This is a genomic window from Microbacterium sp. 22242, from assembly GCF_052045495.1.
In the GTDB taxonomy this organism is placed as follows: Bacteria; Actinomycetota; Actinomycetes; order Actinomycetales; family Microbacteriaceae; genus Microbacterium.
Map to the genome: position 1 here is coordinate 18,115 of NZ_JBQEOZ010000021.1, position 23,732 is coordinate 41,846.

Annotated in this window: 19 protein-coding genes; 13 read left to right on the plus strand and 6 right to left on the minus strand. The window is 71.9% G+C overall.

The window, feature by feature from the left end; genetic code table 11:
* Positions 1-71: 71 nt before the first annotated feature.
* From bcp to aroA, 3 genes are all read right to left on the minus strand, one after another.
* Complete coding sequence (bcp, locus tag ACTJJZ_RS16775; RefSeq protein WP_440722329.1) at positions 72-548, minus strand: thioredoxin-dependent thiol peroxidase; 477 nt, start codon at positions 546-548, stop codon at positions 72-74.
* Between the two features lie 73 nt (positions 549-621).
* A complete protein-coding gene (gene rsgA, locus ACTJJZ_RS16780; RefSeq protein WP_440722330.1) occupies positions 622-1,695 on the minus strand; it encodes a ribosome small subunit-dependent GTPase A in 1,074 nt (357 codons plus the stop codon).
* The gene (gene aroA, locus ACTJJZ_RS16785; RefSeq protein ID WP_440722331.1) at positions 1,692-3,056 is read right to left on the minus strand and encodes a 3-phosphoshikimate 1-carboxyvinyltransferase; all 1,365 of its coding nucleotides are present in this window, start codon (positions 3,054-3,056) and stop codon (positions 1,692-1,694) included. The genes rsgA and aroA overlap by 4 nt, the downstream gene beginning before the upstream one ends.
* 63 nt (positions 3,057-3,119) lie before the next feature.
* Here aroA and ACTJJZ_RS16790 point away from each other — a divergent pair, with 63 nt between their 5' ends.
* The 4 genes from ACTJJZ_RS16790 to ACTJJZ_RS16805 are packed head-to-tail and all read left to right on the plus strand — an operon-like array spanning position 3,120 to position 6,777.
* Positions 3,120-3,797 (plus strand): sigma-70 family RNA polymerase sigma factor, encoded by a 678-nt coding sequence (locus ACTJJZ_RS16790; RefSeq protein WP_440722332.1) that lies wholly within the window; start codon positions 3,120-3,122, stop codon positions 3,795-3,797.
* Entirely contained in the window at positions 3,794-4,039 is a 246-nt protein-coding gene (rsrA, locus tag ACTJJZ_RS16795; protein ID WP_440722333.1) for a mycothiol system anti-sigma-R factor, read from the plus strand. The genes ACTJJZ_RS16790 and rsrA overlap by 4 nt, the downstream gene beginning before the upstream one ends.
* 57 nt (positions 4,040-4,096) lie before the next feature.
* Complete coding sequence (locus ACTJJZ_RS16800) at positions 4,097-5,398, plus strand: GNAT family N-acetyltransferase (RefSeq protein ID WP_440722334.1); 1,302 nt, start codon at positions 4,097-4,099, stop codon at positions 5,396-5,398.
* Between the two features lie 29 nt (positions 5,399-5,427).
* The gene (locus tag ACTJJZ_RS16805; protein WP_440722335.1) at positions 5,428-6,777 is read left to right on the plus strand and encodes an APC family permease; all 1,350 of its coding nucleotides are present in this window, start codon (positions 5,428-5,430) and stop codon (positions 6,775-6,777) included.
* On the opposite strand, the gene ACTJJZ_RS16810 is transcribed toward ACTJJZ_RS16805, so the two are convergent.
* The gene (locus tag ACTJJZ_RS16810; protein ID WP_440722336.1) at positions 6,774-10,451 is read right to left on the minus strand and encodes a multifunctional oxoglutarate decarboxylase/oxoglutarate dehydrogenase thiamine pyrophosphate-binding subunit/dihydrolipoyllysine-residue succinyltransferase subunit; all 3,678 of its coding nucleotides are present in this window, start codon (positions 10,449-10,451) and stop codon (positions 6,774-6,776) included. The two genes, ACTJJZ_RS16805 and ACTJJZ_RS16810, sit on opposite strands and share 4 nt — an antisense overlap.
* A gap of 170 nt (positions 10,452-10,621) precedes the next feature.
* Here ACTJJZ_RS16810 and ACTJJZ_RS16815 point away from each other — a divergent pair, with 170 nt between their 5' ends.
* From ACTJJZ_RS16815 to ACTJJZ_RS16830, 4 genes are all read left to right on the plus strand, one after another.
* The gene (locus tag ACTJJZ_RS16815) at positions 10,622-12,076 is read left to right on the plus strand and encodes a GuaB1 family IMP dehydrogenase-related protein (protein ID WP_440722337.1); all 1,455 of its coding nucleotides are present in this window, start codon (positions 10,622-10,624) and stop codon (positions 12,074-12,076) included.
* A gap of 535 nt (positions 12,077-12,611) precedes the next feature.
* The gene (locus ACTJJZ_RS16820) at positions 12,612-13,370 is read left to right on the plus strand and encodes a hypothetical protein (RefSeq protein WP_440722338.1); all 759 of its coding nucleotides are present in this window, start codon (positions 12,612-12,614) and stop codon (positions 13,368-13,370) included.
* Between the two features lie 347 nt (positions 13,371-13,717).
* On the plus strand, positions 13,718-15,043 hold the full coding sequence (locus tag ACTJJZ_RS16825) for a hemolysin family protein (protein ID WP_440722348.1): 1,326 nt from the start codon (positions 13,718-13,720) through the stop codon (positions 15,041-15,043).
* A complete protein-coding gene (locus ACTJJZ_RS16830) occupies positions 15,040-16,101 on the plus strand; it encodes a hemolysin family protein (protein WP_440722339.1) in 1,062 nt (353 codons plus the stop codon). Before ACTJJZ_RS16825 ends, ACTJJZ_RS16830 begins: the two co-directional genes overlap by 4 nt.
* A gap of 136 nt (positions 16,102-16,237) precedes the next feature.
* On the opposite strand, the gene ACTJJZ_RS16835 is transcribed toward ACTJJZ_RS16830, so the two are convergent.
* Entirely contained in the window at positions 16,238-17,305 is a 1,068-nt protein-coding gene (locus ACTJJZ_RS16835) for an NADH:flavin oxidoreductase/NADH oxidase (protein ID WP_440722340.1), read from the minus strand.
* 115 nt (positions 17,306-17,420) lie between these two features.
* On the opposite strand from ACTJJZ_RS16835, the gene ACTJJZ_RS16840 reads away from it, so the two are divergent.
* The 5 genes from ACTJJZ_RS16840 to ACTJJZ_RS16860 all read left to right on the plus strand — a co-directional run bounded on the left by ACTJJZ_RS16840 (position 17,421) and on the right by ACTJJZ_RS16860 (position 22,032).
* Positions 17,421-18,380, plus strand: a complete 960-nt coding sequence (locus ACTJJZ_RS16840; RefSeq protein ID WP_440722341.1) for an ADP-dependent NAD(P)H-hydrate dehydratase — start codon at positions 17,421-17,423, stop codon at positions 18,378-18,380.
* On the plus strand, positions 18,377-19,693 hold the full coding sequence (locus ACTJJZ_RS16845; RefSeq protein ID WP_440722342.1) for a hypothetical protein: 1,317 nt from the start codon (positions 18,377-18,379) through the stop codon (positions 19,691-19,693). Before ACTJJZ_RS16840 ends, ACTJJZ_RS16845 begins: the two co-directional genes overlap by 4 nt.
* Positions 19,693-20,010, plus strand: coding sequence for a thiamine-binding protein (locus ACTJJZ_RS16850; protein ID WP_440722343.1), 318 nt, complete (start codon positions 19,693-19,695; stop codon positions 20,008-20,010). Before ACTJJZ_RS16845 ends, ACTJJZ_RS16850 begins: the two co-directional genes overlap by 1 nt.
* A gap of 79 nt (positions 20,011-20,089) precedes the next feature.
* Complete coding sequence (locus ACTJJZ_RS16855; RefSeq protein WP_440722344.1) at positions 20,090-21,331, plus strand: MFS transporter; 1,242 nt, start codon at positions 20,090-20,092, stop codon at positions 21,329-21,331.
* 23 nt (positions 21,332-21,354) lie between these two features.
* On the plus strand, positions 21,355-22,032 hold the full coding sequence (locus ACTJJZ_RS16860) for an NUDIX domain-containing protein (RefSeq protein WP_440722345.1): 678 nt from the start codon (positions 21,355-21,357) through the stop codon (positions 22,030-22,032).
* Positions 22,033-22,241: 209 nt separating this feature from the next.
* Here ACTJJZ_RS16860 and metX read toward each other — a convergent pair whose 3' ends face one another.
* Positions 22,242-23,450 (minus strand): homoserine O-acetyltransferase MetX, encoded by a 1,209-nt coding sequence (gene metX, locus ACTJJZ_RS16865; RefSeq protein ID WP_440722346.1) that lies wholly within the window; start codon positions 23,448-23,450, stop codon positions 22,242-22,244.
* Positions 23,451-23,732: the final 282 nt, after the last annotated feature.

The window sequence follows — 23,732 nt, forward strand, 5'->3', positions numbered from 1 at the left end:
GACGGGCCCACGCGTCATCGCGGGCGTCGTCGACGTCGGCGACCTCGATCGACAGGTCGACGCCGAGCGGCTCAGGTTGCGAGGCCCAGGATCCTGCGGATGCGGGCGACGTGACCGGTCGCCTTGACGTTGTACAGCGCCTGCTCGACCACGCCCTGCTCGTCGATGATGAAGGTCGAGCGGATCACGCCCTGGATCACCTTGCCGTAGTTCTTCTTCTCGCCCCAGACGCCGTACGCCTGGTGCACGGCCAGATCGGGGTCGCTGAGCAGCGGGAACGTCAGTCCGTCGCGCTCGGCGAACTGCTTCAGCTTCGCGGGCTCGTCGCGGGAGACTCCGACGACGGCGTAGCCCGCGCCCTGCAGCGAGGACAGGCTGTCGCGGAAGTCGCAGGCTTCGGTGGTGCAGCCCGGCGTCATCGCGGCCGGGTAGAAGTACAGCACGACCTTCCTGCCGCGCAGGTCCTGCAGCGACACGGTGGCGCCGTCCTGGTCCTGGAGGGCGAAGTCGGGGGCGGGGGTACCGGGTTCGAGGCGCTGCGCAGTCACCGCTCCAGGGTACCCGGACGCCCCGCCCCCGCGGGTCGGAGTCGTTCGCCCGGATCCGCCCGGCCGGATCCGCTCAGAGCTTGTCGGCGAAGGTCGCCAGCAGCCGCTGCAGAGACTCGAGGCGGGAGAGCCCCGCTTCGCCGAGCCGGCCGGCGGCGGCGGCCTCGTTCAGCGCGCAGTCCTCGGCGTCGGCGCGGTGGGTGCACCCGCGCGGGCAGTCCTCGGCGATCGCGGCGAGCTCGGTGAACGCCGCGAGGATGTTCTCCGGGTTCACGTGCCCCAGCCCGAAGGACCGCACGCCGGGGGTGTCGATCACCCACCCGGTGCCGGCGCCGCCGGGCGCCACGTACCGCAGCGACACCGTGGACGAGGACGTGTGCCTGCCCCGGCCGGTCACCACGTTGACGTGGCCGGTCGCGCGCCCCGCGCTCGGCACCAGCGCGTTCACCAGCGTGGACTTGCCGACCCCGGAGTGGCCGACGAACACGGTCGAGTGCCCGACGAGGGCCGCTCCGATCTCGTCGAGCGGCATTCCGCCGTGCTCGGCCGTCGGGTCCTGCGCACTCGTGAAGACCTGCAGATCGAGGCCTTCGAAATGCCGGAGGAACTCGGACGGATCCGCCAGGTCGGTCTTCGTCACCACCAGCAGCGGACGGATCCCCGCGTCCAGCGCGGCGACCAGATACCGGTCGACCAGGCGCTCCCGGGGTTCGGGGTCGGCGGCGGCGACCACGATGAGCATCTGGTCGGCGTTCGCGACGATGACGCGCTCCACCTGGTCCGTGTCGTCCGCGCTGCGACGCAGCAGCGAGGTGCGCTCGACGATGCCGATGATGCGCGAGAGAGTGCCCTCGTCGCCCGAGGTGTCTCCCACCACGCGGGCCGCGTCGCCGGTGACGATCGGCATGCGGCGCAGCTCTCGTGCCCTGGTCGCGGTGATGGTGCGCTCGGCTTCCGTTCCCTCGCCGATCAGCACCGAGTAGCGGCCGCGGTCGACGCCGAGCACGCGGCCGGTCTCGGCGTCGGCGTGCGCAGGCCGGCGCTTCGTGCGGGGCCGGTTGGCCTTGGGATTCGGACGCGTCCGGATCTGGGATTCGTCGAACTCGTCGAGCTCGTCGTCGTCTCCGTCGTCGTCCAGCCAGCTCACGCGGTCGCGCTCCCTGGCGCCCCGGCCGTGCCGGCGGACGCCAGCAGGTGCTGCCACAGCCCGGCGAACTCGGGGAGCGTCTTGGCCGTGGTGCCGATCTCGTCGACCTCGACGCCGGGCACGCGCAGCCCGATCAGCGCGCCGGTGGTCGCCATGCGGTGATCGTGATGGGCCGGCCACTCGCCGCCGTGCAGGGGAGCGGGGACGATCCGGATCCCGTCTGCGAGCTCCTCCACGTCGCCGCCGAGTGCGCGCAGGTTCCCCGTGAGCGCGGCGATGCGGTCGGTCTCGTGCAGTCGGATGTGGCCGATTCCGGTGAGCGTGGAGGGACCGTCCGCGAGCGCGGCGAGGCCTGCGAACGTCGGTGCGAGCTCGCCAGCGGCGGACAGATCGAGGTCAGCGCCGCGGATGCGGCCGAGGCTGCGGACGGTCAGCACGCCTCCGGCCAGGACGGTCTCGGCGCCGAGCGCGGAGAGCAGGCCGGGCAGCAGCGCACCCGGCTGCGTGGAGCGGGACGGCCAGCCCGCGATCGAGACCGAGCCGCCGGTGACGAGCGCCGCGGCCAGGAACGGCGCCGCGTTCGACAGATCCGGCTCGATCGCCGTGTCCACCGAGCGCGGGACGCCCGCCTCGACGATCCATTCGCCAGCGGCAGGACGCTGCACCTTGATCCCGCGCCGGGTCAGCGCCTCGACGGTCATGTCGATGTGCGGCATGCTCGGCAGGCGGTCGCCGGTGTGCACCAGATGCAGGCCGACGTCGAAGCGCGGCGCGGCGAGCAGCAGACCGGAGACGAACTGGCTGGACGCCGAGGCGTTGATCTCGATGCGTCCGCCGCGGATGTGGCCCAGTCCGCGGATCGTGAACGGCAGCGCCCAGCTCCCGCCGTCCTCGACGTCGATCCCGAGATCGCGCAGGGCGTGGATCATGGCGCCCATCGGCCGGTGCAGGGCGGTCTCGTGGGCGGTCAGCAGCACGTCGCCGCGGGCGAGGCCCGCCAGCGGGGCGATGAAGCGCATCACCGTGCCCGCCTGTCCGCAGTCCACCGTGACGGCCTCGTGCGGAGCACCGCCGCGCAGCGGCGCAGGGGTGATCTGCAGGTCCGGTCCGAACTCGCCGGACCCAGGACGCTCCTCGATCCCCACGCCGAGAGCACGCAGCGCGGCGACCATGTGCGCCGAGTCCTCCGAGTGCAGCGGGGACGTCACGAGGCCCGGTCCGTCGGCGATCGCCGCGAGGATCAGCTCGCGATTCGTGAGCGACTTGGAGCCGGGCACGCGCAGCTCGGCATGCAGGGCGCCCGGGGAGACCGGCGCCGACCAGCGTCCGCGCGGTGCGGGGGAATACGTCGAGTCGCTCATCGGTTCCTACCCTACTGAAGGCCTCCGACCGGAGACCGCGGATATGTCAGGTGAGGAGGGTTCATGCAGGCGACGCTCGAGCGGGTGTCGGTCGATCTCGACGGCCTAGACTGGCTGGCGATGAACGATCAGGCACCGATGCAGGCCTCGCCGGACGACGAGCCCGACACGGCGCGCCGCGAATTCGAAGAGCAGGCGATCCCGTACATGGATCAGCTCTACGCAGCCGCGATGCGCATGACCCGCAACCCCGCCGACGCCGCGGACCTCGTGCAGGAGACGTTCGTGAAGGCGTACGCATCCTGGGCGAGCTTCACGCAGGGGACGAACCTCAAGGCGTGGCTCTACCGGATCCTGACGAACACCTACATCAACATCTATCGCAAGCGTCAGCGCGAGCCCTATCAGGGCACGATCGACGAGCTCGAGGACTGGCAGCTCGGCGGCGCCGAGTCGACCACCGCCTCGCACAGCCGGTCCGCCGAGGCCGAGGCGATCGACCGGATGCCGGCGTCCGTCGTCAAGGAGGCGCTGCAGGCCGTGCCGGAGGACTTCCGGCTGGCGGTGTACCTCGCAGACGTCGAGGGCTTCGCCTACCAGGAGATCGCCGACATCATGAAGACCCCCATCGGCACCGTCATGAGCCGCCTGCACCGCGGGCGCCGCATGCTCCGGGAGCTGCTGGCGGACTACGCCGCGGAGCGAGGGATCGCCTCGGCGGCCACGAGGAGCACGAAATGACCGACTGCGGATGCGCCAAGGCGCGGCAGGACCTGGAGGAGTACCTCCGCAACGAGATGTGCAAGACCGAGCACTCGGACATCCGCGAGCATCTCGAGAACTGCCCTTCCTGTGCGGAGGAGGCCCTGGTCGCGACGACGCTGACCGAGGTCGTCTCCCGCGCCTGCAAGGAGACGGCTCCGGAGGAACTGCGGGACCAGGTCCTGGCACGGCTCCGCGCGGTGCAGGCCGCCGTGCACTGACGGCCGGAGCCCGTCGCGGGCGAGCAGCGCGTGCGTCCTCCTGGATACGCTGAGGGCATGACGCCGCTCGATCCCAAGACCGTCCCCGCCGACGCGCAGTCCGCCGAGAGCCTTCGCGCCGCCGGCCTCGAATACCGCGTCGTTGAGCTGGACGACGAGGCGTCGGCTGCGGCCTTCGTGCGCGCGGTCGCCCGGGGTTTCCTGGACAAGGATCCGTCGCCCGAGGCGATCGCCGAGACGCGCGACGTGTTCCGCACCCGTCGCGACATCGGCGTGTTCGACCCGGGCTCGACCGGCCTCGCGGACGTGCCGATCGCGACCGTCAACTCGTTCGAGACCCGGCTCTCGGTGCCCGGCGGAGAGGTGCCGATCTGGGCCATCAGCGCGGTGACGGTGAACCCCACGCATCGCCGGCGCGGCGTGGCCAGGGCGATGCTCGAGGGCGAGCTGCGCTCGGCCGCGGCTGCGGGAGCCGCGCTCGCCGGCCTCACCGTCACCGAGGCCACGATCTACGGCCGGTACGGATTCGGTCCGGCCGTGCCGGTGGCATCGTTCACCGTCGACGCCCGGCGTGCGGGGTGGAGCGCCGTGCCCTCGCCGGGACGGCTGGACAGCGTCGAGCAGGACGTGCTCGCGGACGCGCTCGCGGGCCTGCACGAACGGCTCCGCCCCGCGCGCGCCGGCCAGGTCTCGGCGTGGCCGCAGCGCTGGGCGCAGCTGTCCGGTCTCGCGGCCGGCGACGCGAGCGGCCCCGCCGTGCGCGGCGTCCGCTACGTGGACGCCGATGGCGCGGTGCAGGGCGCGATGGCGTACCTCCTCGAGCCGCTCAGCGACGGATTCGGCGCCGACCTCACCGTCCGCCACCTGGCCGCCGCGACCCCGGAGGCGATGCGGGCGCTGTGGTGCTTCGCGGTGACGCACGATCTCGTGCGCACGGTCCGCGCGAGCCTGCGCCCGGTGGACGACCCGCTGCCCTGGCTCGTCGCGGACCAGCGTGCGGTGCAGACGGTCGTGCACGATCACGGCTGGCTGCGGATCCTGGACGTTCCGGCGGCGCTGCAGGCGCGCCGCTATCGCGCGCCGCTCGATCTCGTGCTGCGGGTGTCGGATCCGCTGGGGTTCGCCGACGGCGCCTGGCGGGTGCGGGTCGGCGCGGACGGGAAGGCGCACGTCGCGGTGTCCGCGGACGCCGCCGACCTGGAGCTGGACGTGGCGGCGCTGTCGGCGCTGTACCTGGGCGGGGTGAGCGCGACCACGCTGCGGGCCGCGGGGCGGGTCGGCGCGACCGCCGACGCGGCGGAGGCGTTCGATCACGCCCTCGGCGCCGCGGCGGCGCCCGCGCTCACGATCTGGTATTGAATGTCGGCGGCCCTCGGTACGGTGTCGCCATGACCGCAATCCACCCCGCGGAGGGCGCAGAGAGCCCGGATCTCGGGCTCGGCGCTCCAGGCGGGCTGGGCCTCGCGCAGGGGATCGCCCTGTATCTGGCCTCCGTGCTGGGCACAGGCCTGCTGGTGCTCCCCGGGCTCGCCGCACAGACCGCAGGACCGGCGAGCCTGATCGCGGTCGCGGTGATCACCGTGCTCGCCGTGCCGCTTGCGGGCGCGTTCGCGGCGCTCGCGGCCCGCCATCCGGATCCCGGCGGCGTGGCCAGCTACGCCCGCCGCGCACTGGGTCCGACCGCCGCGCGCGCGACCGGGTACTGGTTCCTCTTCGGGGTCGCGGCGGGCGGCCCCGTCGTCGCGGTGCTCGGCGCCCGGTACATCGCGACCGTCGTCGGGATCGACCGGGCGGGGATCCCGTGGCTCGCGCTCGGCTTCCTGCTGGTGCCGTTCGTCGCCAACCTGTTCGGGGTGCGCCTCACCGGCTGGCTGCAGCTGGCGCTCACCGGGCTGCTGCTCGCGATCGTGGTGGTGGTGGTCGCCGTGGCGGCTCCCGCCGTGCGCCCGGAGAGCTTCACGCCGTTCCTGCCGCACGGCTGGGGCGGCGTCGGCACGGCGATCGTGATGTTCGTCTGGGCCTTCGCGGGCTGGGAGGTCGGCACGCACATCTCCGGCGAGTTCGCCCGCCCCCGCCGCGTGATCCCGCTCGCGACCGCGATCACGCTCGTGCTCGCCGGCGGCTGCTATCTGGCACTGCAGGTCGTCACGGTCGGCGCGCTGGGGGAGCGCGCGGACCACGGCGACGTCGTGCTGCTCGATCTCGTCGAGGCCGGTGGCGTGCGTGCGGCGCCGACCCTGATCGGGGTGGTGTCGGCGGTGGTCGCGCTCGGCGTCCTGAACGTGTATCTCGCGGCGTTCGGCAAGCTCGGCGCCTCGCTCGCCGAGAACGGCGACCTGCCGCGCTGGTTCGCGAAGGGAGCTGCCGCGGGCACCGTGCCGCGCCGCGCGCTGATGCTGTCGATGCTGCTGGTGCTCGCGTACTTCGCGGTGGCGTGGGCGACCGGGTTCGCGCTGCAGCCGTTCATCCTCGTCCACACCGCGAGCATGGTCGCCGTCTACACGGTCGGCATGATCGCCGCGATCCGCATCCTGCCGCGACGGACCACGGGATGGTGGATGGCGGTGATCGCCGCGGTCTGCACGATCGGGCTGCTCGTGCTCGCCGGCGCCGCGCTCGTGGTGCCCGCCGTGGTGGCCGTCATCGCGGTCCTCGTCACGGTGGTGCGGAGGTGGCGGAGACGACGACGCGGTGCCCCGGAGACCCGGGACACCGCGTCGGTGAGCGATCCGGCCTAGAGCGTCAGCGCGCGGGAGAGCAGGTCGGCCTGCTCCGCGGCGTGCACCTTCGAGGACCCGGTGGACGGGGCCGCCGAGGCGGGGCGGGTGATCGGACGGACCGTGCGCGGCCCGGGGACGGTCTGGAAGTGCAGGGCGAGGAACGGCCAGGCGCCCTGGTTCTCCGGTTCCTCCTGCACCCAGACGATCTCGGCGTTGGGGTACGTGTCCGCGACGGTCTTGAGCGCGCGCAGCGGCACCGGGTACAGCTGCTCCACCCGCACCAGGGCGATCTCCGGGTTGGGGTTCTTCTCCAGCTCGGCCAGCAGGTCCCAGTGCACCTTGCCGGAGTGGAAGATCACGCGCTTCACGGCGGAGCGATCCAGCTCCCTGGTGTCGTCGATCACCGTCTCGAAGCGGCCCTTCGTGAAGTCCTCGACGGGGCTTGTCGCGCCGCGCAGGCGCAGCATCGCCTTCGGCGTGAACACGATCAGCGGCCGGCGCGGACGGGCGTAGGCCTGGCGACGGAGGAGGTGGAAGTACGACGCCGGGGTGGACGGACGCGCGACGGTCATGTTGTCCTGCGCGCACAGCTGCAGGAACCGCTCGATGCGCGCCGAGGAGTGGTCCGGCCCCTGGCCCTCGTAGCCGTGCGGCAGCAGCAGCACGACGCTCGACTGCTGACCCCACTTCTGCTCGGCGGCGGAGATGTACTCGTCGATGACCGACTGCGCGCCGTTCACGAAGTCGCCGAACTGCGCCTCCCACAGCACCAGGGCCTCGGGGCGCTCGACGGAGTAGCCGTACTCGAAGCCGAGGGCGGCGTACTCGCTGAGCAGCGAGTCGTACACGAAGAAGCGGGCCTGGTTCTCGGACAGGTTCGCCAGCGGCAGCCACTCCTGGCCGTTCTCGCGGTCGTGCAGCACGGCGTGGCGCTGCACGAACGTGCCGCGGCGCGAGTCCTGCCCGGCCAGGCGCACCGGGGTGCCCTCGACCAGCAGGGAGCCGAACGCGAGCAGCTCGCCGAAGCCCCAGTCGATGCCGCCGTTGCGGCTCATCTCGACGCGCTTCTCCATCGCCTGCTGCAGCTTCGGGTGCACGGTGAAGCCCTCGGGCTTGTTCGCGTGCGCGTCGCCGATCAGCTGCACGACCTCGGTCGGCACGCCGGTGAACTCGGGGGAGCCGGTCTGGTCGTCGACGGGGGCGAGGTCCGGCGCGATCGGCGTGGCGCCGGTGGCGGCCGCATGCGTCTCGGCGAACGCGATCTCCAGGCGGTTCTGGAAGTCCGCCTTGGCCTGGTCGTACTCCTCCTGCGTGATGTCGCCGCGGCCGACGAGCGACTCGGTGTACAGGCTGCGGACGGAACGCTTGGCCTGGATGAGGTCGGTCATCAGCGGCTGCGTCATCGACGGGTCGTCGCCCTCGTTGTGACCGCGGCGGCGGTAGCAGACCAGGTCGATCACGATGTCGCGGTGGAACCGCTCGCGGTATTCGAACGCGAGCTGGGCGACGTGGACCACGGCCTCCGGGTCGTCGCCGTTGACGTGCAGGATCGGGGCCTGGATCGTCTTGGCGACGTCGGTCGCATACACCGAGGTGCGCGAGTCGTTCGGCAGCGTGGTGAAGCCGACCTGGTTGTTCACGACCACGTGGACCGTGCCGCCGGTGCGGTAGCCGCGCAGCTGGGACATCTGCAGGGTCTCCACGACGACGCCCTGACCGGCGAAGGCCGCGTCGCCGTGCACCAGGATCGGCAGCCAGGTGAAGGTGCCGATCGGCTTGCGGTCCTGCTTGGCGCGGGCGATGCCCTCGAGCACGCCGTCCACGGTCTCCAGGTGCGAGGGGTTCGCGGCGAGGAGGATCGGCAGCTCGGCGCCGTCGTCGGCGACGAAGGTGCCCTCCTTGCCGAGGTGGTACTTCACGTCGCCGGATCCGCGCTGGTTGCCCGGCTGCATGGATCCCTCGAACTCGCGGAAGACCTGGCCGTACGTCTTGCCGGCGATGTTCGCGAGCACGTTCAGGCGTCCGCGGTGCGCCATGCCGATCGCGGCGCCGTCGAGACCGGCGCCGGCCGCGCCCTGCAGGATCTCGTCCAGCAGCGGCACGAGCGACTCGGCGCCCTCGAGCGAGAAGCGCTTCTGGCCGACGTACTTGGTCTGCAGGAAGGTCTCGAAGGCCTCCGCCTCGTTGAGCTTGCTCAGCACCCGCAGCTGCTCGTCGTGGCCGGGCTTGACGTACTTGACCTCGACCTTCTGCTGGAACCAGGCGCGCTGCTCCGGGTCCTGGATGTGCATGTACTCGATGCCGATCGTGCGGCAGTACGAGTCGCGCAGCACCCCGAGGATGTCGCGCAGCTTCATCTGGCGGCGGCCGCCGAAGCCGTTCGTGACGAACTCGCGCTCGAGGTCCCAGAAGGTCAGGCCGTGCGTCTCGATCTCGAGGTCGGGATGCGAACGCTGCACGTACTCGAGCGGGTCGATGTCGGCCATCAGGTGGCCGCGCACGCGGTACGAGTTGATGAGCTCCTGCACGCGCGCGGTCTTGTCGATGCGCTCGGACAGGTCGACCGCGATGTCGTTGGCCCAGTGGATCGGCGCGTACGGGATCCGCAGTGCGCGGAAGATGTCCTCGTAGAAGTCGCGCTGGCCGATCAGCAGCTCGTGCACCTTCTTCAGGAACTCGCCGGATCCGGCGCCCTGGATGACGCGGTGGTCGTACGTGCTGGTGAGCGTGATCGTCTTGCCGATGCCGAGCACGTCGATCGTCTTCTGGCTGGTGCCCTGGAACTCGGCCGGGTACTCGAGGGCGCCGGCGCCGATGATGCAGCCCTGGCCCTTCATCAGACGCGGGACGGAGTGCACCGTTCCGATGCCGCCGGGGTTGGTGAGCGAGAGCGTGGTGCCCTGGAAGTCCGCGGCGGTGAGCTTGTTGCCCCGTGCGCGGGTGATCAGGTCCTCGTAGGCGGACAAGTACTCGCCGAAGGTGAGGGTCTCGGCGCGCTTGATGCTCGGCACCAGGAGCGCGCGGGTGCCGTCGGGCTTCGGGATGTCGATCGCGATGCCGAGGTTGATGTGCGCGGGGGCGACGACGCTCGGCTTGCCGTCGACCTCGGCGTAGTAGACGTTCTGGCTCGGGAACTCCTTGAGCGCCTGGATCAGCGCCCAGCCGATCAGGTGCGTGAAGCTCACCTTGCCGCCGCGGGTGCGGGACATGTGGTTGTTGATGACGATGCGGTTGTCGATCATCAGCTTCGCCGGGACCGTGCGGACGCTCGTCGCGGTCGGGACCGTGAGCGACTCGTCCATGTTCGCGGCGAGGGTCTTCGGCATGCCGCGCAGCGGGGTGACCAGGTCCTCGTGCTGCTCGGTGCCCGGTTCGCCCGCGGCGCGGTCCTGCGCCTGGGCCGGGATGGGGGCCTGGCGCGCCGGCTTGGTGGTGGTCCGGGCGACCGGCTGCTGGCCGATCACCGGGATGGGGGCCGTGACCGGGTTCGCATCATGCGCGGGAGCCGCGGGGGCCGTTGCGGCGGGAGCCGCCGTGTCCGAGGGATGGTAGTTCTCGAGAACCGGCCACCACTCCTTGTCGACGGAGTTCCGGTCGACCTTGAACTGCTCGTACAGTTCGTCGACGAGCCAGGAATTGGCTCCGAACTCCCCGTCTCCCGAAGTCCCGACGCCCGTCACCTGGCTCGACACGCTCGATCGCCCTCTTTCATCGCTGAATCAGGAGGTGATTTCCGCCCCGGGCATCTCCCGGGTATGGCCACGCTCCGGGTCTCAAGCCTAACGTGTCGGCGCTCGTCTGCGGGCCGCGGGAAGGCGCGTCCGGAAGGTCGGATCCGATCCGGGGCGGCTACCCTGAGGGGATGCAGTTCTCCGGTGAACGACCGATGGTGGATCTGACCTACTCGGACGTGTTCCTCGTGCCCCGCCGATCCGCCGTGACCAGCCGGCTGCAGGTCGACCTGGCGCCGCAGGACGGCACCCCGGCGACGATCCCGCTGGTCTCGTCGAACATGAACTCGGTGACCGGGCCCCGCCTGGCGGCGACCCTGGCCCGCCGCGGCGGGATCGGCGTGCTGCCGCAGGACATGCCGCTGCAGCAGCTCGACGAGGCGATCCGCTGGGTCAAGCGCCAGCCGGTCGCCTGGGACACCCCGCTGGTGCTGTCGCCGCGTGCCACCGTGGAGGACGCGCTGCGGCTGCTCCCCGCCACGGAGGGGTACGGCGTCGTCGTGGCGGATGCGCGGGGCGAGGTCCTCGCCGAGTCGATCCACGGGATCCTCCCCGCCACCCGGCTGGCGACCGCGCTGCCGGACGCGCAGCTGGGCGACCTGGTCCGCCCCGACTCGCCGTCGCTCGACGCCGAGGACGTGACCGATCCGCGCCAGGCCTTCGACACGATCACGGCCGCGGGGGCCGAGATGGTGTGCGTGCTGCGGCACGGTCATCTGGTGGGCACGCAGAGCGCTCGTGGCGCGCTGCGCGCGACCTTGTACCGTCCGGCCGTCGACGCCTCGGGGCGACTCGCGGTCGCCGCCGCGGTCGGCATCAACGGCGATGTCGCCGCCAAGGCCAAGGCGCTCGCCGCGGCCGGGGTGGACGTGCTGGTGGTCGACACCGCGCATGGGCACCAGGAGGGCATGCTCGGGGCGCTGCGGACGGTCGCGGCGCTCGACCTCGGGATCCCGATCGTGGCCGGCAACATCGTGTCGGCGGACGGCGTGCGCGACCTCGTCGAGGCCGGCGCGTCGATCCTCAAGGTCGGTGTCGGCCCCGGCGCCATGTGCACCACCCGGATGATGACCGCCGTCGGACGCCCGCAGTTCTCCGCCGTGCTGGAGACCGCGGAGGCGGCTCGCGAGGCCGGGGCGCACGTGTGGGCCGACGGCGGCGTGCGATACCCGCGCGACGTGGCGCTCGCTCTCGCCGCGGGGGCGGCCTCCGTCATGATCGGCTCCTGGTTCGCGGGCACGATCGAGGCGCCGGGGGAGCTGCAGACCGATCCCGACGGACGCGTCTTCAAGGAGTCCTGGGGGATGGCGTCGACCAAGGCGGTGCAGGCCAGGTTCGGACGGCTGAACGCGTACGAGCGGGCCCGCAAGGAGCTGTTCGCCGAGGGCATCTCGTCGTCGCGGATCTACCTGGATCCGCTCCGCCCCGGCGTGGAGGACCTGCTCGACATGATCACCTCGGGGGTGCGCTCCTCGTTCACCTATGCCGGAGCCGCCTCGGTGACCGAGTTCCACGAGCGCGCGCTCGTCGGCCTGCAGTCCGCCGCGGGCTACGAAGAGGGCAAGGCGCTCCCCGTCAGCTGGTGATCGCGGGGCCCGTCGGCGCGTCCTCTGCCACACTTTTTGACCAATGCCACGTCATTCGATGGCGCGCGGGCCAAAAAGTGTGGCATGGAGCGGTGCGGACGGGCGAGCCAGGCGGCGTGTGGCCTTCGTCTTGGCCGCCACGCGGTGCACGGGGGTCCGCGGGCCGTCCGGGGGCGGTGGACGGGCGGTCCGCGGGCGGTGGACGGGCGGTCCGCGGGCGGGGTTCGCTTGAGCCCGCACCGGGCGTGATCTGCACGAGTTCTGCACGGCTTCCGGCGTTCCCTCGTCTCCGCGACGCCGCGCGCGCCAGCATCTCCGCATGCTTCGACCGGCCATCGACCTCCCCCTCGTCCGCCGTCGCGATCGTCTCCCCGATCCGATCGACTACCGTCGACTCCGGCGTGCCCTCGGAAAGCAGGAGTACGTGCGAGTCGCGCCCGGCGCCTACGCGCCGGCTGCGCAGTGGGCGGAACTGCGCGGAATCGAACAGCATCGGATCCGCGTCGCCGAGGCGGCGTGCCGGGTGCGGAGCCCGGTGCTGTTCTCGCACTTTGCGGCGGCTGCGATCTGGGGCATCGACGTCCTCGGTCCTTGGCCGCGGACGATCGATGTGCGGGTGGGCGGCGCGTCTGGCGGACGATCCACGGGCCTGATCCGCCGGCACGTCCTCGATGACGGGGTCGATGCGATGCCGTGGGGCGGGCATTGGGTGACCAGCCCGGCCCAGACCGTCGCGGATCTTGCCGCCGAGCTGAGCTACACGGGGACGGTGGTCGTCCTCGATCAGGCGCTCTGGCGGCGACGCCCGGGAGGAGCGCTCGTGCGGCGCGACGAGGTGGAGGCCGTGGTGCACGGCGCGCTCGGCAGGCGAGGGTCGTCGCGCGCCGCCAGAGCGCTGTCGTTCGCGACGCACCTCTCCGACTCGGTGCGCGAGTCGCAGAGCCGGGTCGTCCTGGACCGGTTGGGCTTTCCGGAACCGATTCTGCAGCACAGCTTCTCGCTGTCCCCGGGCAAGCGTGCTGAGACGGACTTCTATTTCCCCGATCAGGACCACGTCGGCGAATTCGACGGAATGGGGAAGTATCTGGACCCGCGGCTCACGCAAGGCAAGGACCCTGCGCAGATCTTCGTCGAGGAGAAGGACCGCGAGGACGCGTTGCGCCGCCTGGTGTCCGGCCTGTCCCGATGGCGCACCCCGGCGCTCGATGATCCGCGTCTGCTGTACGACCTGCTGGTGACGGCGGGCCTCCCCACCCGCAGATCGCGCCCGCCTCGGGGAGTTCGCTGGAGCTGAGGGCAGACCGGCCCAATCGGACACTTTTTGACCGGCGCCACATCTATTGGTGGCGCAGAAGGCAAAAAAGTGTGGCCTCCGAGCGCGAGGCCGGCGTGTCGCACTGTTCGGCGGCGGCGCACTGTTCGGCCACCGCGCACCGTTCGGGCCGTGCCACGGTCTGCTCGGGCCGTGCCACGGTCCGCTCGGTCTGCTCGGGCCGTGCCAAGGTCTGCTCGGGGTGCCACGGTCCGCTCGGCTTCCCGGCCGCGATCCGCCGGTAGACTCGTGCGCACCATGGACGACCCTCCCTCCTGTAGTACATCGCCCCACTGCCCGCTCTCCGCCATCGCGGAGGTGACGCCATGATGGATTACATCTGGCTGGGCGTGGGGCTTCTGCTCATCGTGGGGACCGGCCTCTTCGTCGCGAGCGAGTTCGCGCTGGTCAACCTCGATCGCGCCGATCTGGAGGCGCGAAGGGATCGCGGGGAGACCCGTCTCGGCATGACGATCGCGGCGTTGCGGATCACGTCGACGCATCTCTCGTCGGCGCAGCTCGGGATCACGCTGACGACGCTGCTGACCGGTTTCACGATGGAGCCGGCGCTGTCCAACCTGCTGAGCCCGGTGCTGTCCGGGTGGGGAGTTCCGGATCCGGTGACCGCGACGATCTCGGTGCTCGTCGCCATGCTCGTCGCCACGATGCTGTCGATGATCCTCGGCGAGCTCGTGCCGAAGAACTTCGCGATGGCGCTGCCGGTCGCGACCGCGAAACTGGTCATCCCGTTCCAGACGGTGTTCACGACCGTGTTCCGTCCCGTCGTCGCGCTGCTGAACGGCAGCGCGAACGCCGTGCTGCGCGGGATGGGCATCGAGCCGAAGGAGGAGCTCTCCGGAGCGCGCTCCGCGGAGGAGCTGAGCTCGCTCGTGCGCCGTTCGGCGAGCGCCGGCGTGCTGGAGAAGGACACCGCGACGCTGCTCGACCGCAGCCTCGGCTTCGCCCGGCTCACGGCGGGCGATGTGATGACGCCCCGGCCCAGCATGCACGCGATCGCCGCCGGCGACTCCGCTGACGACGTCATCCGCCTCGCCCGGCGCACAGGGCACAGCCGCTTCCCGGTGTACGACGAGGACCTGGACGACATCACCGGCGTCGTGCACCTGAAGGCCGCGGTCTCGGTGCCGCGGGAGCGTCGCACGGACGTGCCGGCGGGGGCGCTCGCCTCCGAACCCCTGCGCGTTCCGGAGACCGTGCACCTGGACGCCCTCGTGGCCGAGCTGCGCGGAGGCGGCTATCAGCTCGCGATCGTCGTGGACGAGTACGGCGGGACCGCCGGTGTCGTGACGCTCGAGGACCTCGTGGAGGAGATCGTCGGCGAGGTCTCGGACGAGCACGATCGCAGCCGCACCGGCGTCGTGCGGGGACGCGACTCGATCACGTTCCCGGCGGAGCTGCGACCGGACGAGCTGCGCGCGAGCGCGGGGATCGAGGTGCCGGAGGGCGACGTCTACGACACGATCGGCGGGTACGTGATGAGCGTGCTCGAGCGCATCCCGGTGAGCGGCGACGAAGTCGCGGTGCCAGGGGGCACGCTGCACGTGGTGCGGATGCAGGGGCGCAGGGTGGATCGGATCCGATTCACGCCCGACCCGGAGCCGGACGCGGCCGACAGCGAAGGGGGCACCCGATGAGCGACTGGGCGGGGATCCTCTGGCTGATCGTGCTGCTCGCGGCGAACGCTTTCTTCGTCGGGGCGGAGTTCGCCGTGATCTCGGCGCGCCGCTCGCAGGTCGAGCCGCTCGCGGAGCGCGGGTCGCGGTCGGCGCGCACGGCCCTGTACGCGATGGAGCACGCCACCCTGATGCTGGCGACCTCGCAGCTCGGCATCACGGTCTGCTCGCTGCTGATCCTGAACGTCTCCGAGCCGGCCATGCACCATCTGCTCGCCGCACCGCTGCACGTGCTGGGGCTCGCAGACGCGGCCGTGGACGTGATCGCGTTCGCGATCACGCTGGTGCTCGTGTCGTTCCTGCATGTGATCTTCGGCGAGATGGTGCCGAAGAACCTGGCGTTCTCGATGCCGGACCGTGCCGTGCTGATCCTCGCGACGCCGCTGGTGTGGCTGTCGAAGGTGCTGTACCCCGTGATCCGCACGCTGAACGCGGCCGCGAACGGCGTGGTGCGGCTGTTCCGCGTCGAGCCCAAGGCCGAGGCGGCCTCGACCTTCACGCTCGAGGAGGTGGCCACGATCGTGAGCCAGTCCCGGCGCGAGGGCGTGCTCACCGACGCTGCCGGCACGGTGACCGCCGTGGTCGAGTTCACCGACAAGGACGCCCGCGACGTGGCTGTCCCGCTGGACGGACTGGTCACGCTGCCGCTGCACGCCACCCCGGACGACGTGGAGCGGGCGGTGGCGAAGCACGGCTTCTCCCGCTATGTGATGGTCGACGAGGACGGCGTGCCGGTCGGCTACGTGCACCTGAAGGACGTGATCCGCTCGGCGGAGGGACCGGACGCCGCGGCGAAGTTCGCGGAGCCGATCCCCGCGAAGCGGATCCACCAGATGGTGCCGATGCAGGAGGACACGGATCTCGAGGACGCGCTCGCGATCATGCGTCGCGCCGGCCGCCACCTCGCGCAGGTGCGGGACGCGGACGGCCGGACCACCGCGATCCTGTTCCTGGAGGACATCATCGAGGAGCTCGTCGGCGAGGTGCGCGACATCACCCGCCGCGGCTTCGGGCGCTGACCGGAACCCGATTTCGCGGCTCAGGGCTGCGACGTTCAGGGGACCGGAACCCGACTTCGCCGCTCAGGGCTGCGACCTTCAGAGGACCGGAACCCGATCGCGCCGCTCAAGGCTGCGGCGTTCAGGGGAGCGGTGCTCAGCGCCAGCGCGCCCGCTCGTACTGCGCGGGCCATTCCACCGTCGCGCCCAGCTCGTGCGCGGCGCGCAGCCCGAAGTGCGGATCGCGCAGCCACTCCCGCGCGGCGAAGATCGCGTCGGCGTCGCCGGAGACGAGCACCTCCTCCGCCTGGGCGCCGCTGGTGAGCAGCCCCACGGCGGACGAAGGGATCCGGCCGCCCTGCCGCACCGTCGCGGCCAGCGGGACCTGGTAGCCCGGATGCACGTCGATCCGCTGGTGCGCGACGAGGCCGCCGCTGGAGACGTCGATGAGGTCGGCGCCGTGCTCGATCGCCCAGCCGCCCACCGTCGCAGCCTCCTCGGGAGTGAACCCGCCGGGGGCGTGGTCGGTGGCGGAGATGCGCACGAAGACCGGCACCTCGTCGCCGGCGGCCGCGCGCACGGCGTCGACGACCTCGAGCAGCAGCCGCGCGCGGTTCTGCAGCGATCCGCCGTAGGAGTCCTCGCGATGGTTGCTCAGCGGCGAGAGGAACTGATGCAGCAGATAGCCGTGCGCGCCGTGGATCTCGAGCACGTCGAAGCCGGCGTCGACGGCCCGCCGGGTGGCGTCGGCGAAGCCGTCCACGACCCGGGCGATGCCCGCGGAGTCCAGCGCCACCGGTTCCGCGAACCCCTCGAACGCGATCGCCGAGGGCGCCACCGTCGTCCATCCGCCGTCGGCCGAGGGAACGGATCCGCGCTCGTCGGCCCACGGCCACCACGTCGACGCCTTGCGGCCCGCATGCGCGAGCTGCACCCCGATGCGCGCTCCGCGGGCGTGCACGGCCTCGACGATGGGCGCCCAGGCGTCACGCTGCTCGTCGTTCCACAGTCCGGTGTCCCGCGGGCTGATCCGCCCCTCCGGCACCACCGCGGAGGCCTCGGCGACGACGAGGCCCGCGCCGCCGGACGCGAACTGCGCGAGATGGGTGTGGTGCCACTCCTGCGGCACGCCGTCCACGGCGCTGTACATGCACATCGGGGAGACCCAGAGGCGGTTGCGGAGTTCGACGGAACGGATGGTCAGCGGGGAGAACAAGAGGCTCACGGTACGACGCTACCGGTCGCCGAGCAGGCGAGGGTCGCGCGGGCACCAGCATCGCGGCGGTTCCTGACGGCGGGCACTGACGGCGGGCACAGCCGTCGCACAGTACCGTTGTCCCATGCCTCATGCGTCAGCTCCGTCCGTGCGCGCGTGGTCGGGCGACGACGCTCGCCGCCTGCTGCGCGCCCCGGGGGACACGGCCGACAAGCGCAGCCGCGGCATCGTGGCGCTGCGCACCGGATCCGACGCCTTCCCCGGAGCGGCAGTGCTCGGCGTCGAGGGCGCCTGGCGCGCGGGCGCCGGGTACGTGCGCTACGTCGGGCCCCGCCGCGCCGCCGATCTCGTGCTCGCGCGGCGACCGGAGACCGTCGCCACCGGAACGGGCGACGGATCCGTGCACGCCGACGCCTGGGTGATCGGATCCGGGACCGACGCCGCCTCCCGGGGTGCGGGGGAGACCGCGGCACTGCAGCTGCTGCTTCGCGGCTCCGTCCCGGTCGTCGTCGACGCCGGCGCGCTGGAGCTGCTGCCAGGGTCCGCACCCGTGGTCGCGACCCCGCACGAGCGCGAGTTCCGCCGCCTGCGCAGCGCATTGGACCTTTCCGAGCTCGCGTCGGACGCGCTGCAGGATCCCGCACGTCGTTCCTCCGCCGTGCAGGAGACCGCGGATGCCGCGCGCGCCACGGTGCTGCTGAAGGGCGCGACCACGCTCGTCGCGGATCCCGGCGCCGGTTTCGTGCTCGCCGTCACGGCGGGAACCGCCTGGCTCGCGACCGCCGGCACCGGCGACGTGCTCGGCGGGGTGATCGGCGCCCTCATCGCCGCCGACCGCGCCGCCGGCGCCGCGTCATCGCTCGCCGAGCTCGCCGCCACCGCGGCTCGGCTGCACGGCGCGGCAGGGCGGATCGCCGCCGGCGTGCGGGCGGGTTCCGCGGGGCATCCCATCGTCGCGCTGGACGTGGCTGAGGCGCTGCCCGCAGCCTTCGCCCTCGCCGCGGACGGTGCTCGCAACGATTCGGGTGACGGCGATGGCACCGGCGACGAGACCGGCGACGAGACCCAGGAGGTTCCCGCGTGAGCGGTGCAGAGCTGCGCGGTGCGGAACACGCCCGTGGCCGGATGAGCACGGCCGTGCGCCGCGTCGGGGTGCCGCTCGGCCTGCTGTGGCTGGCGTTCGTCGCCGCGCATGTGTACGCCGCGTCGATCGGCTGGTTCCTGCCTGCCCTGGCCATGGGCGACACGGTGTTCGTGTACGAGCCGTGGGCGAGGGCCGCGCTCGGCGGCGGACCGATCGTCGGCATCACCGAGAGCTGGGTCTACCCGCAGGTCGCCCTGCTGCCGATCCTGATCGCGCAGGGGATCTCCGAGCTCCTGCACCCGCTGCTGCCCGGCAGATACGCGGTCGGATCCGCGAGCTACGTGGTCGCCTGGTCGATCCTCGTCACCGCGCTGGACGCGGTCGGGTTCGCGTTCCTGCTCCGCGCCGCCCGTGCCGGCCGCAGCCGGATCCGGCAGCGCGCCGCCTGGTTCTGGGTGGCCGCGCTGGTGGCCCTCGGCCCGATCGCGATGTTCCGGATCGACGCGGTCACGGTGCCGCTCGCCATCATCGGCGGTCTGTGGCTGCTGTCCCGCCCCGCGGTCGCGAGCGCGCTGTTCACGATCGGCGCCTGGATCAAGATCTGGCCGGGCGCCCTGTTCGTGTCGGCGCTCGTGCTCCTGCGCAACCGCGTCAGGATGATCGGGGCCGCCGTGATCGTGACCGTCGTCGTGGTGCTGAGCCTCGTCGCGCTCGGCGGAGGGAAGTACCTGTTCGGGTTCCTCAGCCAGATGTCCGGCCGGGGCCTGCAGATCGAGGCGGTCGGCGCCACCCCGCTGCTCTGGCTCACGCAGATCGGCGTGACCAGGATCCAGTACTCCCACGAGATCCTCACCTTCGAGCTCGCCGGGCCCGGGGTCGCGGCGGTCGGCGCGGTGCTCACCCCGCTGATGGCGCTCGCCGTGGTCGCGATCGCCGTCCTCGCGCTGCGCAAGCTCCGCGCCGGGGCCTCGGTGCGCAGGCTGCTGCCGGCGACCATGCTCGCAATGGTCGCCGTGCTGATCGCCTGCAACAAGATCGGATCCCCGCAGTTCCAGGTGTGGCTGCTCACCCCGCTGATCCTGTGGTGGCTGTTCGACCGCCCGCGCGTACGGGTCCCCGCCATCCTGCTGCTCGTCGACTACGCGCTCACCCAGGCCGTGTACCCCGTCGCCTACGACGAGCTGCTGCGCGCCGAACCCCTGGCCATCGCGCTGCTGAGCGCCCGGAACGTCATGGTCGTCGTGATCTGCGTGATCGCGATCCGCGCGCTCATGCGCACCCCCGTCCCCCTTCGAAAGTCAGAGGAGTCCTGATGCTCATCGCCTTCTCCGTCGCCCCGTCCGGTACCGGACGCGCCGATGGTTCCGTCCACGACGCCGTCGCCGCGGCGGTCAAGGTCGTGCGTGATTCCGGTCTGCCGTCGAGGACGTCGAGCATGTTCACGGAGCTGGAAGGCACGTGGGATGAGGTGTTCGACGTCGTCAAGCGTGCCACCGAGGCCGTGGAGCCCTTCGGCTCGCGCATCTCGCTCGTGATCAAGGCGGACATCCGCCCCGGCTACGAGGGCGAGATCGACGCGAAGATCGAACGGCTGGAGGCCGCCATCGAGGACGCCTCGTCCGGCAACTAGATCGGGCGCTTCGATCCAACGCCTCGATCCAACGCCTCGGGCGTGCGGTCGACGCGTCCGGCCCCTCTAAACTGGACGGATGAAACCCTCGAGCCTCTCGAGGGGTGCGGCGATGCGGGCGCTCCTCTCGCTCGCCATCGGCAGCTTCGGCATCGGCATGACCGAGTTCGTCGCCATGGGCCTGCTGCCCAACATCGCGCAGGACCTGCTGCCGAAGCTCTGGGCGCAGAACCCCGACGAGGCGATCGGACGCGCCGGCGTCCTGGTGTCCCTGTACGCCCTCGGCGTCGTCATCGGAGCGCCGACGATCGCCGGACTGGTCGCACGCTTCCCGCGCCACAGGGTCATGCTCGGCCTCGCGATCGCGCTCACCCTCGGCAACGGCCTGGCCGTCGTGCTGCCGACCTTCGAGACCGTGGGGCTCGCGCGCTTCATCGCGGGGCTGCCGCACGGCGCGTACTTCGGGATCGGTGCGCTCGTCGCGGCCGACGTGCTCGGCCCGGGCAAGCGGGCCAAGGGCGTCGCGTTCATCCTCACCGGTCTCACGATCGCCAACGTGGTCGGGGTGCCCGCGGGGACGTTCCTCGGCCAGCACGTGGGGTGGCGCAGCGCGTTCCTCGTCGTGACGGTCGTGTTCGCCCTCGCCACCGTGTGCATCGCGCTCTTCGTGCCCGAGCACGCCGGCGATCCCGGGCGCACCTTCCGGGCGGAGCTGGGGGTGTTCCGCCGCCCGCAGGTCTGGTTCGCGCTGGGGACCGGCGCGATCGGGTTCGGCGGGTTCTTCGCGGTGTACAGCTACATCGCGCCGCTCGTCACGGAGCGGGCGGGGGCTCCGCAGTGGATGGTGCCGGTCACGCTGGTGGTGTTCGGGCTCGGCATGACGATCGGGAACCTGCTCGGCGGCCACTTCGCCGACCGCGACCTGCGCCGCACTCTGCTGCTCGGACTCGGCCTGATGGCCGGCGTCCTGGTGCTGCTGGCGGCGCTGTCCTTCTCGATCTGGCTGCTCGTGCCGCTGTCCTTCGTGATGGCGCTGCTGTCCTCGATCCTGGGAGTGTCGATCCAGACCCGGCTGATGGAGGTCGCCGGAGACAACCAGTCGATCGCCGCGGCGCTGAACCACTCGGCGCTGAACATCGGCAACAGCCTGGGCGCGTTCCTCGGCGGCCTCGTGATCGCGTGGGGGTGGGGCTTCGCCGCGCCCTCCTGGATCGGTGCCGGCCTCGCGGTCCTGGGTCTCGGCATCGCGCTCGTCTCGTACGCGGTGCAGCGCCGCTTCCACACCGAGACCGGATCCGTGCGGGTGCGCGACACGCTCTGACCGGTCCGGCCTAGCATGGGCGGATGACCTCCGCCGAAGACGAGGACCTGCCGGTCGCGGGGACCGCCGTGATCCTGCGCGACGCGACGCCTGTCGCGGATCCGCACGTGCCGTCCGCGCCCGAGGTTCTGCTGCTGCGTCGCCCCGACCGCGGCTCTTTCGCGGGGGCGTGGGTGTTCCCCGGCGGCATGGTGGACGCCGGCGATCGTCGCGAGGGTTCGGACGAGCAGGAGGACGCCTGCCGTGCGGCGGTGCGGGAGACGGCCGAGGAGGCGGGGCTGGAGCTGGAGCTGCTCGTGCCGCTGTCGTGCTGGGTGCCGCCCGCCGGGATCCCGAAGCGGGTCAGGACGTGGTTCTTCCTCGGCGCGGATCCCGGCGGCATGATCGTCGCCGCGCCGGACGAGGTCGTCGAGGCGCGCTGGTTCGCGCCGGCCGCCGCCCTCGCGGCGCACCAGGCGGGCGAGATCGCGCTGCTGCCGCCCACTTGGCGGACGCTGCACGGGCTCCTCGGCGCGGCGAGCATCGCGGACGCCTTCGCGCTCGCGCGCGGACGCGAGCCGCAGCTGTTCCGCACCCGGGTCGTGCGCACCGAGACCGGCACGGTGTTCTTCTGGGACGGGGACGAGCTCGCCGGCGGGCCGCCGGGTGCGAGGGACCGGCTCATCGCGGCGGAGCCGGCGTGGCGGTACGAAGGCTCTTGACCTTCCGCCCTGCTGCACCTCTCTGCCGGTGCTGCACTTTTTCGCCGGTGCTGCATTTTTTCGCCGGTGCCGCATCGATTGGCGGCGCATCGGTCGAAAAGTGTGGCAGAAGCCGCCGCAAGAGGAAGCCGGCGGAAGAGGAAGCCGGTGGCGGAAGCCGGTGGAAGAATACGGCGGGGCAGAGGCTGTGCGGCGGAAGGACCCGCGGTTCAGGCCGCGAGCAGCCGCCGCAGGTGCCGGCCGACCTCGTCAGTCTCGATGAGGAATCCGTCGTGGCCGAAGTCGCTCGCGAGCACCACGGCCTCGTTCCCGTCCAGCGTGTGCGGGATGCCCCGGGCGATCCGGTGCTGCCCGTCCACCGGGAACAGCCGGTCGGTGTCTATCCCGAGCACCAGCGTGGTCGCGGTGACCCGCTTGAGTGCGTCCTCGACGCCACCGCGGTCGCGGCCGACGTCGTGCGAGTTCATCGCCTCGACCAGGGTGAGGTAGCTGTTGGCGTCGAAGCGGCGGGTGAACTTGTTGCCGTGGAAGTCGAGGTAGCTCTCCACCGCGTATCGCCCGCCGTGGCCGAGCGGGGACACCTCCGACTGCCAGGAGCGCTGGAAGCGCTGGTTGAGCTCGATCGGGCTGCGGTAGTTCAGCAGCGCCATGCGCCGCGCCAGGGCGAGCCCGCGGTGCGGCCCCTCGCCGATCGGGGCGTCGTAGTACTCGCCGCCCGCGAAGCGCGGATCCATCCGCACCGTCTCCAGCTGGACGAAGTTCAGGGCGAGCTGATCGGCGGTGGTGACCGGGGGAGAGGACAGGATCGCGAGGCGTGCGACGCGGTCGGGGTGGCCGATGCCCCACTCCAGCGCATGCATGCCGCCCATGGATCCGCCGATCACGGCGCCCCAGCGGTCGATCCCGAGTGCGTCAGCGAGCAGCACCTGTGCGGCGACCTGGTCGCGGATCGTGAGGTACGGGAAGCGCGAGGCCCACTCGTAGCCGTCGGGCGCCACGCTCGCCGGTCCCGTGGAGCCCTGGCAGCCGCCGAGCATGTTCGGCGCCACCACGAACCACTCGTCGGTGTCGATCGCGCCGCCGGGGCCGACGATCTCGTCCCACCAGCCGCTCGTGGGATGACCGCGGCCCGCCGCGCCGACCACGTGCGAGTCGCCGGTGAGGGCATGCAGGATCAGGATCGCGTTGTCGCGCGTCTCGTTGAGCTCGCCCCAGGTCTCGTACGCCAGGCGGATGAGGGGCAGTTGCGCGCCACCCTCGGTGCGGAACGGACCGAAGGCCTCGAACCGGCGCTCCCCGGGCGGATCGCCGTCCCGCCAGGCGCCGGTGGCCGGCGGACGCGCGCGGAGGAGCCGGGCATCCGCCTCCGACACGCGCGCCGAGGGCACCGTGTCCTCCGAGGTGGTCTGCCAGTCCATGCACCCATTCTCCCGGGTGCGGGCCGGAGAGCGCGGAAGGTTACGGTTCTCGGCCGCTGCGCCGCGTGCGTCGAGGCCCCCTCGTAGCGGCCCGCCCTTGCGTCGAGGCCTGCTGCCGCGGGCCGCCTTGCGTCGAGGCCTGCTGCCGCGGGCCGCCCTTGCGTCGAGGCCTGCTTGCCGCGGGCCGCCCTTGCGTCGAGGCTTGCTGCCGTGGCCCGCCCTTGCGTCGGCGCCCCCTCGTAGCGTCGGCGCCCCCTCGCAGGTGCGGTCCTGGGAGGGGGC